General features: G+C 72.8%; 12 protein-coding genes and 1 pseudogene. 6 read left to right on the plus strand and 7 right to left on the minus strand.

Annotated features, from left to right (window positions below; all coding sequences use genetic code 11):
* Positions 1-116 precede the first annotated feature (116 nt).
* The 4 genes from groL to ACWEFJ_RS25815 all read right to left on the minus strand — a co-directional run bounded on the left by groL (position 117) and on the right by ACWEFJ_RS25815 (position 4,286).
* Positions 117-1,739 (minus strand): chaperonin GroEL, encoded by a 1,623-nt coding sequence (gene groL, locus ACWEFJ_RS25800; protein ID WP_378083745.1) that lies wholly within the window; start codon positions 1,737-1,739, stop codon positions 117-119.
* Positions 1,740-1,955: 216 nt separating this feature from the next.
* A complete protein-coding gene (locus ACWEFJ_RS25805) occupies positions 1,956-3,206 on the minus strand; it encodes a serine/threonine-protein kinase (protein WP_449715318.1) in 1,251 nt (416 codons plus the stop codon).
* Between the two features lie 147 nt (positions 3,207-3,353).
* The gene (locus ACWEFJ_RS25810; RefSeq protein ID WP_033443686.1) at positions 3,354-3,560 is read right to left on the minus strand and encodes a cold-shock protein; all 207 of its coding nucleotides are present in this window, start codon (positions 3,558-3,560) and stop codon (positions 3,354-3,356) included.
* An 81-nt stretch (positions 3,561-3,641) separates the two neighbouring features.
* Positions 3,642-4,286, minus strand: a complete 645-nt coding sequence (locus ACWEFJ_RS25815; RefSeq protein WP_378083817.1) for an AIM24 family protein — start codon at positions 4,284-4,286, stop codon at positions 3,642-3,644.
* A 54-nt stretch (positions 4,287-4,340) separates the two neighbouring features.
* On the opposite strand from ACWEFJ_RS25815, the gene moeA reads away from it, so the two are divergent.
* From moeA to ACWEFJ_RS25835, 4 genes and pseudogenes are all read left to right on the plus strand, one after another.
* On the plus strand, positions 4,341-5,555 hold the full coding sequence (gene moeA / locus ACWEFJ_RS25820) for a molybdopterin molybdotransferase MoeA (RefSeq protein WP_378083748.1): 1,215 nt from the start codon (positions 4,341-4,343) through the stop codon (positions 5,553-5,555).
* Between the two features lie 174 nt (positions 5,556-5,729).
* A pseudogene (locus ACWEFJ_RS25825) lies at positions 5,730-6,437 on the plus strand (phosphatidylserine decarboxylase); the annotation flags it as partial.
* Positions 6,438-6,627: 190 nt separating this feature from the next.
* Positions 6,628-7,599: a CDP-diacylglycerol--serine O-phosphatidyltransferase gene (pssA, locus tag ACWEFJ_RS25830; RefSeq protein WP_378083750.1), complete on the plus strand. Its 972-nt coding sequence runs from the start codon at positions 6,628-6,630 to the stop codon at positions 7,597-7,599.
* A 434-nt stretch (positions 7,600-8,033) separates the two neighbouring features.
* Complete coding sequence (locus ACWEFJ_RS25835) at positions 8,034-10,328, plus strand: AAA family ATPase (protein ID WP_449715319.1); 2,295 nt, start codon at positions 8,034-8,036, stop codon at positions 10,326-10,328.
* Positions 10,329-10,400: 72 nt separating this feature from the next.
* Here the strand turns inward: ACWEFJ_RS25835 and ACWEFJ_RS25840 are convergent, their stop codons facing one another.
* Both ACWEFJ_RS25840 and ACWEFJ_RS25845 read right to left on the minus strand, forming a co-directional pair.
* A complete protein-coding gene (locus ACWEFJ_RS25840) occupies positions 10,401-11,033 on the minus strand; it encodes a LytR C-terminal domain-containing protein (RefSeq protein WP_378083753.1) in 633 nt (210 codons plus the stop codon).
* A complete protein-coding gene (locus ACWEFJ_RS25845) occupies positions 11,030-11,326 on the minus strand; it encodes a DUF3263 domain-containing protein (RefSeq protein WP_053715184.1) in 297 nt (98 codons plus the stop codon). The genes ACWEFJ_RS25840 and ACWEFJ_RS25845 overlap by 4 nt, the downstream gene beginning before the upstream one ends.
* Before the next feature lie 111 nt (positions 11,327-11,437).
* On the opposite strand from ACWEFJ_RS25845, the gene ACWEFJ_RS25850 reads away from it, so the two are divergent.
* On the plus strand, positions 11,438-12,022 hold the full coding sequence (locus ACWEFJ_RS25850; protein ID WP_449715320.1) for a peptide deformylase: 585 nt from the start codon (positions 11,438-11,440) through the stop codon (positions 12,020-12,022).
* Positions 12,023-12,072: 50 nt separating this feature from the next.
* Here ACWEFJ_RS25850 and ACWEFJ_RS25855 read toward each other — a convergent pair whose 3' ends face one another.
* Positions 12,073-12,855: a hypothetical protein gene (locus ACWEFJ_RS25855; RefSeq protein ID WP_449715321.1), complete on the minus strand. Its 783-nt coding sequence runs from the start codon at positions 12,853-12,855 to the stop codon at positions 12,073-12,075.
* Positions 12,856-13,077: 222 nt separating this feature from the next.
* Here ACWEFJ_RS25855 and thiC point away from each other — a divergent pair, with 222 nt between their 5' ends.
* Complete coding sequence (thiC, locus tag ACWEFJ_RS25860) at positions 13,078-14,727, plus strand: phosphomethylpyrimidine synthase ThiC (RefSeq protein ID WP_449715322.1); 1,650 nt, start codon at positions 13,078-13,080, stop codon at positions 14,725-14,727.
* The last annotated feature ends 1 nt before the right edge of the window (position 14,728 follow it).

Consider the following 14,728-nt stretch of genomic DNA (forward strand, 5'->3'; position numbering starts at 1 on the left):
GGGCTCCGGACCACCATTCCACCCCCGGCACGGCGAAGGGCCCGGTTCGCCAGGGGCGAACCGGGCCCTTCGAGACTTCGGCCGATCGGGACCGGGTCGGGTGACCCGAGGTCCGATCAGAAGTCCATGCCGCCGGCGTCCGGGACGGCCGGGGCGGCGCTGGCCTTCTCCGGCTTGTCGGCCACCACGGCCTCCGTGGTGAGGAACAGGGCGGCGATCGACGCGGCGTTCTGCAGCGCCGAGCGGGTGACCTTCGTCGGGTCCGGCACGCCGGCCGCCAGCAGGTCCTCGTACGCGCCGGTCGCGGCGTTGAGGCCGTGGCCCACGGGCAGGCCCTTGACCTTCTCCACCACGACGCCGCCCTCGAGGCCGGCGTTCACGGCGATCTGCTTCAACGGGGCCTCGACGGCGACCTTGACGATGTTCGCGCCGGTCGCCTCGTCGCCCTCCAGGTTCAGGCCCTGGAACGCGATCTCGGCGGCCTGGAGCAGCGCGACGCCACCACCGGCGACGATGCCCTCCTCGACGGCGGCCTTGGCGTTGCGCACCGCGTCCTCGATGCGGTGCTTGCGCTCCTTCAGCTCCACCTCGGTGGCGGCGCCGGCCTTGATCACCGCGACACCGCCGGCGAGCTTCGCCAGGCGCTCCTGCAGCTTCTCGCGGTCGTAGTCGGAGTCCGACTTCTCGATCTCGGCGCGGATCTGGTTGACGCGGCCCTGGATCTGCTCCGGGTCGCCCGCGCCCTCGACGACGGTGGTCTCGTCCTTGGTCACGACGACCTTGCGGGCCTTGCCCAGCAGCGACAGGTCGGCGTTCTCCAGCTTGAGGCCGACGTCCTCGGTGATGACCTGGCCGCCGGTGAGGATGGCGATGTCCTGCAGGATCGCCTTGCGGCGGTCGCCGAAGCCGGGCGCCTTGACGGCGACGGACTTGAACGTGCCGCGGATCTTGTTGACGACCAGCGTGGCCAGGGCCTCGCCCTCGACGTCCTCGGAGATGATCAGCAGCGGCTTGCCGCCCTGCATGACCTTCTCCAGCAGCGGGAGCAGGTCCTTGACCGACGAGATCTTCGAGCCGTAGAGCAGGATGTACGGGTCCTCGAGGACCGCTTCCTGGCGCTCGGGGTCGGTCACGAAGTAACCGGAGATGTAGCCCTTGTCGAAGCGCATGCCCTCGGTGAGCTCCAGCTCGAGCCCGAGCGCGTTGCTCTCCTCGACGGTGATGACGCCTTCCTTGCCGACCTTGTCCATGGCCTCGGCGATCAGCTCGCCGATGGTCGAGTCGCCCGCGGAGATGGACGCCGTGGCGGCGATCTGCTCCTTGGTCTCGACCTCCTTGGCGGTCTTCAGCAGCTGCTCGGTCACGGCCTCGACGGCCTTCTCGATGCCGCGCTTCAGGCCGAGCGGGTTGGCGCCCGCGGCCACGTTGCGCAGGCCCTCGCGGACCAGGGCCTGGGCCAGCACGGTGGCGGTCGTGGTGCCGTCACCCGCGACGTCGTCGGTCTTCTTCGCCACTTCCTTGACGAGCTCGGCCCCGATCTTCTCCCACGGGTCCTCGAGCTCGATCTCCTTGGCGATGGAGACGCCGTCGTTGGTGATGGTCGGCGCGCCCCACTTCTTCTCGAGCACGACGTTGCGGCCCTTGGGGCCGAGCGTCACCTTGACGGCGTCGGCGAGAGTGTTCATGCCACGCTCGAGACCGCGGCGGGCATCCTCGTCGAACGCGATCATCTTGGCCATTGCGGTGTGTTCCTCCGCCTGATTACGAATGGGGCCACTGCGGACGCGCGCCCGCAGCGGAACACGGTGCTTCGGCCAGGCTCGGTGCCCGCGACGGACGACCAGCCCCCTGGTGGGGACGGGCCTCACCGTCCCAGCCTGCGTGTTGGCACTCAGGTGGTCCGAGTGCCAACACCGTGTTTAGCACTCGACGGAGGAGAGTGCAAGAAGAGCAGGTCAGCGGGAGGTGCGCACGGGCACGCTGGTGGGCAGCGGTTTGTCGCTCGACGTGCCCCCGACCTCGATGGACTGGGTCGTGCCCTCGCTGCCGCCCTGGCGCGGAGGTTCATCCTTCGGCGTGAGGATCACCACGAGGATGACGATCAGCACGATCGCGACCGCGCCCGCGAGCACGGGCGCGAACCACGCGGGCCGGGACTTGGCGGTGCTCGTGAACGCGCTCGCGCCGACCTGCGCGGGCGGGCGCAGCCGGACCGGCTCCTGGAGGAACCCGGGCGGCTGCTGCGGCGGCTGGTGCTGCTGCGGGTAGGGCGGCCGGTACTGCGCGCCCTGCGGCGGCACGGGCACGCCGCCGGTCTGCGGGCCGATCGGCACCGCGCCGGAGTCGGTGCGGCGCGGCGGCGGGGAGCCCTGGGGCGCGCCGGACAGGGCGGCCCGCGCGGCGGCGATCAGCTCGACGCACGAGCCGTACCGCTGGGCCGGGTCCTTGGCGGTGCCCTTGCGCAGCACGTCGTCGATGGCGGGCGGGAGCGCGACCATCGCGGTCAGCGAGGGGATCTCCGCGCCGAGGTGGCCCTGGATGACGTCCTGCACGCTGCCCTGGAACGGCGGCCGGCCGGACAGGCAGGCGAACACCATGCACGCCAGCGCGTACTGGTCGGTGCGGCCGTCGAGGGGTTCGCCGCGCAGGTGCTCGGGCGCGGCGTAGGTGGGCGAGCCGAGGAAGTCGCCGGTGCGGGTGCGGTGGCCGGTGGCGCCGCGCCGGGTGAGGCCGAAGTCGGCGAGGTAGACGTGCTCGCCCGCGGCTTCCTTGGTGGTGACGAGCACGTTGGCGGGTTTCACGTCGAGGTGGACGAGGCCCTTGCCGTGCAGCATGTCAAGCGCTTCGGCGACCTGGCCGAGCAGCGCGAGGGTGCGCGCGGGCGAGAGGGGGCCGTCCTTGATGTGGCTGGCGAGGTCCTGGCCGTCGACCAGCCGCATGGCGATGTAGAGCAGCCCGTCGACCTCGTCGAAGTCGTAGAGCGGCACGATGTTGGCGTGGTCGATCGCCGAGGTGTTGCGGGCCTCGTCGACGAACCGCTCGCGGAACTCGGCGTCCGCGGTGAGGTGCTCGCCGATGACCTTCAGGGCGACCTTGCGACCGAGCCTGACGTCCGTGGCCTTGTAGGTCACGCTCATGCCACCGCGGCCGAGCACCCCGTCGATCCGGTAGTGCCCCAGCCGTCGCCCGCTCAGGTCCTCCGACACGCGACGGAGCCTAACGTCCGCGCACCGGGCTTTGCGCGGGGTTCCCGGCAAACGGACCAGCGGGAGCGCCGAGCGGACGGGGAGCCCGCCGCGCGCGCCGGCCTGGGGGAGGCGGCCCGACCCGCCGCGGGGCGGGTCGGGCGGGAATCACGGCGCCTTCCGCACGTCCGACGCCTGGCTGCGGCCGTCGCGCCCCGCCTGGATCTCGAATTCCACGCGGTCGCCCTCGGCCAGCGTCCGGAAGCCTTCCATCTGGATCGCCGAGTAGTGCACGAACACATCCGGCCCGCCGTCCGCGGCGATGAATCCGTAGCCCTTCTCCGAGTTGAACCACTTGACCGTGCCGACAGCCAAGACGTCCTCCCTTTGAGAAATACCCTGAGCAAACCGCCACGCTAGAGGCAGGAGGGGGTTCGCCGATACCTCCTTATGGAGTCATGAGCGGACGCTGAATCCGTTGTCGCGCAACCAACTGACGAGTCCGCGCGGGCTGCGGGTCCGGGTGAGCACGAGTCCGGGTCCGGCGAAGTCGAGGACCAGCCCTTCGCCATTCCGCACGGATTGGGGCGCGTCGGGCGAAACGGCGCGCAGCCGGCACTGGACGGTGTCGGCGAACGCGACCACGTGGCCGCCGGCGACGGTGACCAGTTCGCCGGGGTCGAGGGTGACCACGTCGAGGGTGCCGTAGCAGCTCAGCACGACGGGGCCCGCGCCGAAGGCGTAGGTGAGGAACCCGTGGTCGCCGCCGTGCAGGGCGCGCACGGGCGGCGCGGTCGGGTCGAGGCGGGCGGTGGCGGCGCAGGCGAGCCAGCTGTCGCGGGCGACGCACCAGCCGGTGGCGCCCTCCAGTTCGAGGACGTGCAGGTCGCCGGGCAGGGCGGGGGCGACGTCCACCCAGCCGCCCTCGGGGCCCGCGGTGCACAGCGCGGCGTTGACGCCGGGCGCCTTGGTGCGCCCGTCGACGGTGACGCCGTAGCTGGTGGCGAGCACGGACGAGCGCTCGACCGCGACCGGCTCACCGGGCGCCAGGACGAGTCGGGCCACCCCGAAGGTCGGGGTGTGGCGGGTCCGGACCTGCAACGTGCCCCCTGTCGTGATCAGCCGGTTGGAGCAGTCTGCCACGGGCGAGGCAGGATGGGACGCGTGTCGAACGCGCTGACCCGAGTCGCTGATCACAAAGCCCGCGTGGCGGGGCTGGTCGGGGTGATGCCCGTGGTGCGGTCGCCGCTCGCGGACTGCCTGGGCCTGGTGCTGGCCGAGGACCTGGTGGCGACGGTGCCGTTGCCGCCGTTCGACAACTCGGCGATGGACGGTTACGCGGTGCGCGCGGCCGACGTGGCGGCGGCTCCGGTGGAGTTGCCGGTGGTGGAGGACATCCCGGCGGGGCGGGCGGCGTCGGGTCCGCTGGCGGCGGGGACGGCGCACCGGATCATGACGGGCGCGCCGGTGCCGGCGGGCGCGGACGCCGTGGTGCAGGTGGAGTGGACCGACGGCGGCACGTCGGTGGTGCGGGTGGACCGGCCGGTGGCGGTCGGCGCGAACGTGCGGCGGCGGGCGGACGACGTGGCCGTGGGCGCGACCGTGCTGCGGGCGGGCGCGGTGCTGGGTCCGGCGCAGTTGGGGTTGGCGGCGGCGTTGGGGTTCGGGTCGCTGCCGGTGCGGCGGCGTCCGAGGGTGCTGGTGCTGTCGACGGGGTCGGAGCTGGTGGGCCCGGGCGAGGAGTTGGCGCCGGGGCGGATCTACGAGTCGAACGGCGTGATGCTGGCCGCGGCGGTGCGGGAGGCGGGCGGCGAGGCGGAGCTGCTGCGGTTCGTGCCGGACGACGTGGAGCGGTTCCACGAGGCGATCGCGCCGCGGTTGGCGTCGGTGGACCTGCTGCTCACGTCGGGCGGGGTGAGCGCGGGGGCCTACGAGGTGGTGAAGGACGCGTTCACCGGGCGCGGGGTGGAGTTCACGAAGGTCGCGATGCAGCCGGGCGGGCCGCAGGGCGCGGGGCGCTACCGGGGGGTGGCGGTGGCGACGCTGCCGGGGAACCCGGTGAGCGCGCAGGTGTCGTTCGAGGTGTTCGTCCGGCCGGCGTTGCGGGCGGCGATGGGGTTCGCGGAGGTGGAGCGGCCGGCGGCGGTGGCGCGGTTGAGCGCGCCGGTGACGTCGCCGGCGGGGCGGACGCAGTTCCGGCGCGGCGCGTACGACCCGGAGTCGGGGCGCGTGGTGACGCCGGTCGGCGGGCCGGGGTCGCACCTGCTGTCGGCGTTGGCGGTGAGCAACTGCCTGATCGAGGTGCCGGAGGACGTGACGGAGCTGGCGGCGGGCGACGAGGTCGTGGTCCGCCTCCTGCACGGAGAGTGACGTCGGGCTGACCGTCGGCGTTGATCAACCGTGTGACCCGGCTTACACTCGGGGTGATCGGAGCGCCGGTCGGTCCGTGCGTTCGTCGGGGGACGCACGGGCGGGCCGGACGCGGGCCGGCGGAGCCGCGTAGCGTGTGGCGGGCCGGAAGCACTGCCCTGACACGGAAGAGCCATGACCGTCGATCGCGACAAGCACAGTGGTGCCGTCTCCCACTTCCTCCAGCTCGCCCGGGGGATCGTCCCCCCGATGCACCCCGCGGGCCGCCCGTTCGTGGCAGGCGCCGCCGTGGCGACACTGCTGCTGCGCCGCTACTCCAAGCGCGCCGGCGTCGTGGGCGCGCTGCTGACCGGGTGGGTCGCGTGGTTCTTCCGCGAACCCCGGCGCACCACGCCCACCCGGCCCGGCGTCGCGGTGGCGCCGGCCGACGGCACGGTGTCGCACGTGGTCGAGGCCGTGCCGCCCGCCGAGCTGGGGCTCGGGTCCGCGCCGATGACCCGGATCAGCGTGTTCCTGTCGGTGTTCGACGTGCACGTGCAGCGCGTGCCGGTGGCCGGTCTGGTGCGGCAGGTGTCGTACCGGCCGGGCAAGTTCCTGTCCGCCGACCTGGACAAGGCCAGCGAGGACAACGAGCGCAACACGGTGTGGTTGAGCACGCCGGCCGGGCACGACGTGGTGGTCGTGCAGATCGCGGGCCTGGTGGCGCGGCGGATCGTGTGCGAGGTCGCCGAGGGCGACAAGGTGGCGGTCGGGCAGACGTACGGGCTGATCCGGTTCGGGTCGCGGGTGGACCTGTACGTGCCGACCGGCAGCCGGGTGCTGGTGGAGGCGGGGCAGCGGACGATCGGCGGCGAGACCGTGCTGGCCGAGCTGCCGTCGGCCGGGTTCCCCGCGCCGGAGGGTTCGGTGGCCGGGTCGCTGCCGGCCGAGGGTTCGGCGGGTTCCGGTTCGACGGGTTCCGGTCCGACGGCTGCGGGTTCGACGGGCGGCGGTTCGGCGGGCGGCGGTTCGGCGGGTTCCGGTTCGGCGGCCGGTGGTTCGGCGGCCGATTCTCCCGCGGAGGGCTGAGCGGATGGCTCCCAGCGGGCCGGGGATCAGGCTGCTGCCGAACGCCATCACGGTCCTCGCGATGTGCGCGGGGTTGTCGGCCGTGCACTTCGCGATCACCGGGATGTACGGGGCGGCGATCGGCTCGATCGCCGCGGCGGCCGTGTTCGACGGGCTGGACGGGCGGATCGCCCGGCTGCTCGACGCGACCAGCAAGATGGGCGCGGAGCTGGACTCGTTGGCCGACGCGATCTCGTTCGGCGTCGCGCCCGCGTTGGTGATCTACGTGTGGAAGTTCGACTCCAGCCGTGAGGGCTGGGTCGTGGCGTTGATCTTCGCGGTGTGCATGGTGCTGCGGTTGGCGCGGTTCAACACGCTGCTGGAGGTCGAGCAGCCGGCGTTCACGAAGGAGTTCTTCGTCGGCGTGCCCGCGCCGGCCGGCGGGTTGTTGCTGCTGCTGCCGCTGATCCTGGACGAGCAGCTCGGCCGGTCCGGGTGGTGGTCCAGCCAGCCGGTCGTCGCCGTGTGGACGGTCGGGATCGCGTTGCTGCTGGTCAGCCGCATCCCGACGTTGTCGGTGAAGACCATCAAGGTCGCGCCGCGCTTCGTCGCGCCGTTGCTGGTGATGGTCGGCCTGCTGGCCGCGGCCGTGATCACGTTCCCGCTGGTGGCGCTGATCGCGGCGATGCTCGTGTACCTCGGGCACCTGCCGTACTCGGTGCGCCGGTACCGGTGGCTGGCGAAGCACCCGGAGGCGTGGTCGGTGCCGGCGGCGGACCGGCGGGCGATCAAGCGGGCGCACGGCGTGGCGGCACGGCGGCTGGGCCTGCGGCAGCCGCTCGGGGGTCGCGTCGCGGGCGCCGCGATGCGTGCCGTGCGGCGGCCGCGGCGGACGGTCGATCCGACGCAGGTGGCGGCGGAGACGAACGGGCAGGCGCGGCCGGGGAAGCGGCGGGGGTGGCGGCAGATCGGCTTGCGGAGGCATGATCGGCCGTAGGCCGGTATGGTGGGGTTGAGCTGCGGTTTTGGTGGTCGACGGCGTTCACGATCGGGTGAATCTCGACGCGGTCATCTTCCAAAACGCCGTTATTGACGGCCTCGAACGTCGGTTGAAACAACGAGGCCGGCAACCCCAACCGTCGCCTCGCCGGGCCGCCGCCGGGTCCCCGACCCCCGCTCCGGGGTCGACCCGCTAAGCCGCTCGCCACGTGCCGGTGAGTCGGGTGCCGCCCCGTCGGACGCATCCGCGAGGAACGCCGCCGGGCTGAACGCCGCCGGGCCGGGTGAGCCGGTGAGGTGAGCGCGAGCCGGTGCGTCCGTGCGAGTGGGTGGAGCCTGGCCCGGCGAGGTGGGGCTGGCGGAGTCCGGCTCGCGGCGTCGGGGTGGGTGGACCGTCCCGCCTCGGCCGCCGGCCCCAACTACGCTCACCCCGTGATCACGCTGACCGCCCGCCTGTCCCCGTCGGCCCTGGACACCCGTCGCGGGGTGGTTCGGCTGCACCCCGAGGTGCTGGACGCGCTCGGGCTGCGGGCCTGGGACGCGGTGCGGCTCACCGGGGCCAGGGCGAGTGCCGCCCTCGCCGCCGCGACGGCCGGTGACGGGCCGCCCGGTGTGGTGCTGGTGGACGACGTGACGCTGTCGAACCTCGGCGTGGTGGAAGGTGCGGAGGTGGTGGTGGCTCCCGTGGACGTCGCGGCGGCGCGTTCGGTGACCGTGGCGGGGTCGCGGTTGGCCAGCACGTCGCTCACGCCGGAGACGTTGCGGATGGCGTTGACCGGGAAGGTGTTGACGGTCGGTGACGCGGTGTCCCTGCTGCCGCAGGACCTCGCGCCGCCGCCCGGTGCGGACGTGAGCGCCACGCGGCGGAAGTTGGCGAACGCCATCGGGATGACGTGGACCAACGAGCTGTTGACGATCACCGCCACGGAGCCGGCCGGGGTGCCGGTGGCGGTGCAGCCGTCGACGGTGGTCGGGTGGCGGGACGGGGCGCGCACCGGTGACGTGCCGGCGGTGTCCGGGGGCGCGGCGGGGGCGGGTCGCGGGTCGGGGGACGGCGGGGTGGGCGTCGGTGCGGGCGGGGCTGCGGGGCAGGCGTTGACGCAGGTGGGGGTGTCGTCGGGGGTTGGGGGTGCGGCGGCGGAGGTGGTTGAGGCGGCCGTGCCGGCGGTGCCGGTGGCGGACCTGGTCGGGCAGCAGGAGGCGGCGAAGCGGCTCGCCGAGTGGTTCGACCTGACGTTCAGCCACCCGGAGTTGTTGGCGCGGTTGGGGGCGACGCCGCGCCTGGCGGCGCAGGTGAGCGGGCCCGAGGGGGTCGGCAAGGCGACGTTCGTGCGGGCCGTGGCGCAGGCGGCGGGGGCGACGGTGGTCGAGGTGGCGGCGCCGAGCATCGCCGTGTTGGAGGCGAACGCGGCGGCGCAGCGGGTGGTGGACGCGGTGGCGCGGGCGCAGGGGCAGGCGCCGGCGGTGTTGTTGGTGACCGATGTGGAGGCGTTGTTGCCGGCCGCGTCGCCGCCGCCGGTGGCGACGGTCGTGCTGGACGCGTTGCGCCGCCGGCCCGAGGGGGTGGTGCTGGTGGTCACGAGCGCGCACCCGGAGGCGGTGGACCCGCGGTTGCGGGTGCCGGAGCTCGTGGACCGGGAGTTGGTGTTGCCGTTGCCGGACGGCGCGGCGCGCACCGAGTTGCTGAGGGTGTTGTTGCGGGACGTGCCGGTGGAGTCCGATGTGGACCTCGGCGTGGTGGCGGACCGGACGCCGGGGTTCGTGGCGGCGGACCTGGTGGCGTTGCGGCGGGAGGCGGCGTTGCGGGCGGCGTTGCGGCAGCGGGACGCGGACGAGCCGCGGGTGGCGCAGGCGGACCTGGTGGGGGCGTTGGAGATCGTCCGTCCGATTTCGATGTCCACTTCGGACACGTTGCGGACGGGTGGGTTGACGTTGGCCGATGTCGGTGACATGGCCGAGGTGAAGCAGGCGTTGACGGAGTCGGCGCTGTGGCCGTTGCAGTACCCGGATTCGTTCGCGCGCCTCGGGGTCGCGCCGCCGCGCGGTCTGCTGCTCTACGGTCCGCCGGGGTGCGGCAAGACGTTCCTGGTGCGGGCGTTGGCGGGCACGGGGCGGTTGAACGTGCTGTCGGTGAAGGGCGCGGAGCTGATGGACAAGTTCGTCGGCGAGTCGGAGCGGGCGGTGCGGGAGTTGTTCCGGCGGGCGGCCGAGGCGGCGCCGGCGTTGGTGTTCCTGGACGAGGTGGACGCGTTGGCGCCGCGGCGCGGGCAGTCGTCGGATTCCGGGGTGTCGGACCGGGTGGTGGCGGCGTTGTTGACGGAGTTGGACGGGGTCGAGCCGTTGCGGGACGTGGTCGTGCTGGGGGCGACGAACCGGCCGGAGTTGGTGGATCCGGCGTTGTTGCGGCCGGGTCGGTTGGAGCGGTTGGTGTACGTGCCGCCGCCGGACGCGGAGGCGCGGGCGGAGATCCTGCGGGCGTCGGCGCGGAACACGCCGTTGGGGTCGGACGTGGACCTGGGTGCGTTGGCGGCCGAGTTGGACGGGTATTCGGCGGCGGACTGCGCGGCGTTGATCCGGGAGGCGGCGTTGACGGCGATGCGGGAGTCGTTGTCGGCGTCGGAGGTGACGGGCGCGCACCTGGCGTCGGCGCGGGAGCGGGTGCGGCCGTCGTTGGACCCGGCGCAGCTGGCGTCCCTGGCCGCTTACGCGGAGTCGCGGGAGCGGTGAGGCGTCGGGGCGGTGGCCGGGCTGGGCGACGGCACGCCGGTCGGGGGCGGGAGGCCGGGTCGGGACGCCGGGTCAGGATGCCTTCTTGGCGGTCGGGCCCCGGTAGTCGTTGGTGACGATCACGATGATGCCGGGGTGCGCGGCCTGGATGCCGTCGAACCGGGGTTCCACGCGGGCGCCGAGGACGGTGGCGAGTTCGCGGGCGGAGGGTTCCTCGTCGGTGCCGGGGCGGAAGTAGACGGTGGTGGTGGGGATGGTGCCCTGGGAGTAGTTGCCCCTCTCGGCGACCTGCCACCCGGCTTGTTCGACGTCGGCCTGGGCGCGGGCGGCCAGGCCCTGGGTGGTGCTGTTGTTGTAGACGCGCACCGGCGGCTTGGGGACGGTGTCGACGGGCGGCGGGGGGACGTTCGCGGTGGTGCCGCCGGGGGCGGCGGTCGTGGTGGGGGCGGTCGTGGCCGGTGTGGTGTCCGACGGCGGGGTGGTCGGCGCGGGGGTGGTCTCCGAGGGGGCGGTCGGTGAGCCGTCCGGGGTGTCGGAGGTGGCCGAGGGCGGGGTGGTCTGGGCGGCGGGCGGGGTGTCGTCGGGGCCGCCGGTGACGAGGCTGACCAGGCCGATGACCAGGGCGATGACGGCCACGCCGAGCAGGGCGTAGCCCGCGGCGCGGGCCGGGTGGGCGGGGCCCGCCGGCTGTTCGGGGTTCGTCATCGGCGCTCGACGCCCAGCCTCTTGGCCGCGCGGGCGCGTTGCCTGCCGGAGCGGGACCGGCGCAGTCTCTTGATCAACATCGGATCGGCGGCCAACGCCTCTTCTTTCTCGATCAACGCGTTGAGCAGCTGGTAGTAGCGCGTCGCGGACATGTCGAACAGCTCCTTGACGGCCTGTTCCTTCGCACCCGCGTACTTCCACCACTGGCGTTCGAAGGCCAGGATCTCGCGTTCCCGGTCGTTCAAACCGTCGTCCGGCCCCTCCGCCGGCGCCAGTGCCTCTGCGGCGTCCATCTGGCTCCTCAGCCGTGTCCCGTGCGTGGGTGCCATTACATCACGTGATCTTGGTGTGGGTGGGCTCATCGGTCGGCGCGTCCGCCGTGGCGCGCCGTTAGGCTGCACGCCATGGCAGTTCACCCGATCCGGATCGCCGGAGATCCCGTCCTGCACCGCCCGACCCGTCCGGTCGAGGTGTTCGACGAGTCGTTGCGCACGTTGATCGAGGACATGCACGAGACGATGGCGGCGGCGCGGGGTGTGGGGCTCGCGGCGAACCAGATCGGGATCGACCTGCGGTTGTTCGTCTACGACTGCCCGGACGACGAGGGTGTGCGCCATCGCGGTGTGGTGGTGAACCCGACGTTGGAGACGTCGGAGGTGCCGTTGGGGATGCCGGACCCGGACGACGACTTCGAGGGGTGCCTGTCGGCGCCGGGCGAGTCGTACCCGACGGGGCGGGCGTCGTGGGCGAAGGTGACCGGGTTCGACGGGGACGGCAAGCCCGTGGAGGTGGAGGGCACCGGGTTCTTCGCGCGGTGCCTGCAGCACGAGACCGATCACCTGGACGGGGTCATCTACCTGGACCGGCTGGTGGGGCGGCACAAGCGGGCGGCGAAGAGGATGCTGCGCGCGAACGGGTGGGGTGTGCCGGGGTTGTCGTGGGACCCGGCGACGTCGGAGGACCCGTTCGCGGACGACGACGAGGACTAGGACGACGACGAGGACTAGGACGACGACGAGGACTAGGACGACGACGAGGACTAGGACGACGACGAGGACCAGGGCGACGACGAGGACCAGGGCGGGCCCGGCCTCGTCCCGCCCGCGGGCGCGTGGTGGGACGGGTCGCGCCGGTCGTGGGCGCGGTGCGGCGCGGGGTGGTCGGCGCGGGGCGGTCGTTCGGGGCGTCGCCAGGGCAGTTCGGGGTAGGACGCGAGTTCGCGGTGGGTGGGGCAGCGGGCCAGGTCGGCGTAGGCGCCGGCGAGCACGGCGGCCCGGATGCGGCGCATCTGGCCGGCCGTCGGCAGCTCTCCGACCAGCAGGAACGGCAGGAGGAGCCGCCAGGCGGCGACGGTGGCGGGGCGGCCGCGGTGGGGGGCGCGCAGGGCGGCCCGGGCGACGCGGAGGGCGTGTTCGGCGGCGGTGATCGCGGTCGGGTAGCCGGCGTGGTCCCACGACCAGCGGAGGGCGTCGGCCATGGCGCAGCGGACGCAGTCGGCGGGGCCGGTGGCGAGTTCCTCGCCGCACTGGGAGCAGGTGACGAGGGTCATCGCCCAGTCGGTGCAGGTCCAGGGGTGGCGGCCGACCTCGTCGGCGAGGACCAGCTCGGCGAGTTCGCGCTCGCCGGCGCCGCCTTCGGCGAGTTGTTCGGCGGCGAGCAGCTCCTGCCAGTCGAGCAGCCAGTACTGGTCGACCAGCTCGGCGCAGAAGCGGCAGGCGGGGTAGCCGCGGCCCGCCAGGTCGCCGCAGGACGGGCAGGGCGAGACGGCGGCGGGGCGGGCCACGCGCCGGGCGCCGGGCGGGAACGGCCGGTGATCAGCCACGCGGTGAAAGGTACGCGCAACCGGTGGTCTTCGGCATCCGCACCTTGGCATCGGCACCTGGCCGTGGCTATGGTCGGGCCGACTGCTCGAACGCAGTGCGAAAACTCAACACACGCGGGAGCTCGCGCCACAGCGGGCTGAGAGGGCGGCTGGGGTGTGAGGGCCCCGGCGCCGCCGACCGCCTGAACCTGACCGGGTAATGCCGGCGTAGGGAGGAATGTCGTGACGGCTCTTGACGACCGTTCGGTCAAGCCCAGTGTCACCACGGGACCGATCTCGGGTTCGCGCAAGGTCTACCGCGAGGTGGGCGACGGCGTGCGGGTCCCGTTCCGCAGGGTGGAGCTGACCAACGGCGAGCACGTCGACCTGTACGACACTTCCGGTCCGTATACCGACGAGAGCGCGACCATTGACGTCCACAGTGGACTTCCGAGGGTGCGTGCGGAGTGGATCGCGCGGCGGGAGCCGGTCGACGGGGCGGTGACCCAGCTGGCGTACGCGAAGGCGGGGGTCATCACGCCGGAGATGCGGTTCGTGGCGGCGCGCGAGAACCTGAGCCCGGAGTTCGTCCGGGACGAGGTGGCGATCGGTCGGGCGGTCATCCCGCTCAACCGGAACCACCCGGAGGCCGAGCCGATGATCATCGGAAAGAAGTTCCTGGTGAAGGTCAACGCGAACATCGGGAACTCGGCGGTGACCTCCTCGATCGAGGAGGAGGTGGAGAAGATGGTGTGGGCGTCGCGGTGGGGCGCCGACACGATCATGGATTTGTCGACGGGGAAGCGGATCCACGAGACCCGCGAGTGGATCATGCGGAACTCGCCGGTGCCGGTCGGGACGGTGCCGATCTACCAGGCGTTGGAGAAGGTGGACGGCGACCCGGCGAAGCTGTCGTGGGAGGTGTACCGGGACACCGTCGTCGAGCAGGCCGAGCAGGGCGTGGACTACATGACGGTGCACGCGGGGGTGCTGCTGCGGTACGTGCCGCTGACGGCCAGGCGGGTGACGGGCATCGTGTCGCGGGGCGGGTCGATCATGGCCGCGTGGTGCCTGGCGCACCACAAGGAGAGCTTCCTGTACACGCACTTCGAGGAGCTGTGCGACATCCTGCGGGCGTACGATGTCACGTTCTCGCTGGGTGACGGGCTGCGGCCGGGTTCGATCGCGGACGCGAACGACGAGGCGCAGTTCGCGGAGCTGCGGACGTTGGGCGAGCTGACGCACGTCGCGCGGGCGAAGGACGTGCAGGTGATGATCGAGGGGCCGGGTCACGTGCCGATGCACAAGATCGCGGAGAACGTGCGGCTGGAGGAGGAGTGGTGCGGGGAGGCGCCGTTCTACACCCTCGGGCCGCTGGCCACGGACATCGCGCCCGCGTACGACCACATCACCTCGGCGATCGGGGCGGCGCAGATCGGGTGGCTGGGCACGGCGATGCTGTGCTACGTCACCCCGAAGGAGCACTTGGGGCTGCCCAACCGGGACGACGTGAAGACGGGCGTGATCACGTACAAGATCGCGGCGCACTCGGCGGACCTGGCCAAGGGGCACCCGGGGGCGCAGGAGCGGGACGACGCGTTGTCGAAGGCCCGGTTCGAGTTCCGGTGGGAGGACCAGTTCAACCTGTCGCTGGACCCGGACACGGCGCGGTCGTTCCACGACGAGACGCTGCCCGCGGCGCCGGCGAAGACGGCGCACTTCTGCTCGATGTGCGGGCCGAAGTTCTGCTCGATGAAGATCACCCAGGACGTGCGGCGGTTCGCGGAGGAGCGCGGGCTGTCGACGGTGGAGGCGATCGAGGCGGGCATGGCGGAGAAGTCGCACGAGTTCACCGACCGGGGCACCAAGGTGTACCTGCCGGTGGTGGACTGAT

The sequence above is a fragment of the Actinosynnema sp. NPDC004786 genome (assembly GCF_053601135.1).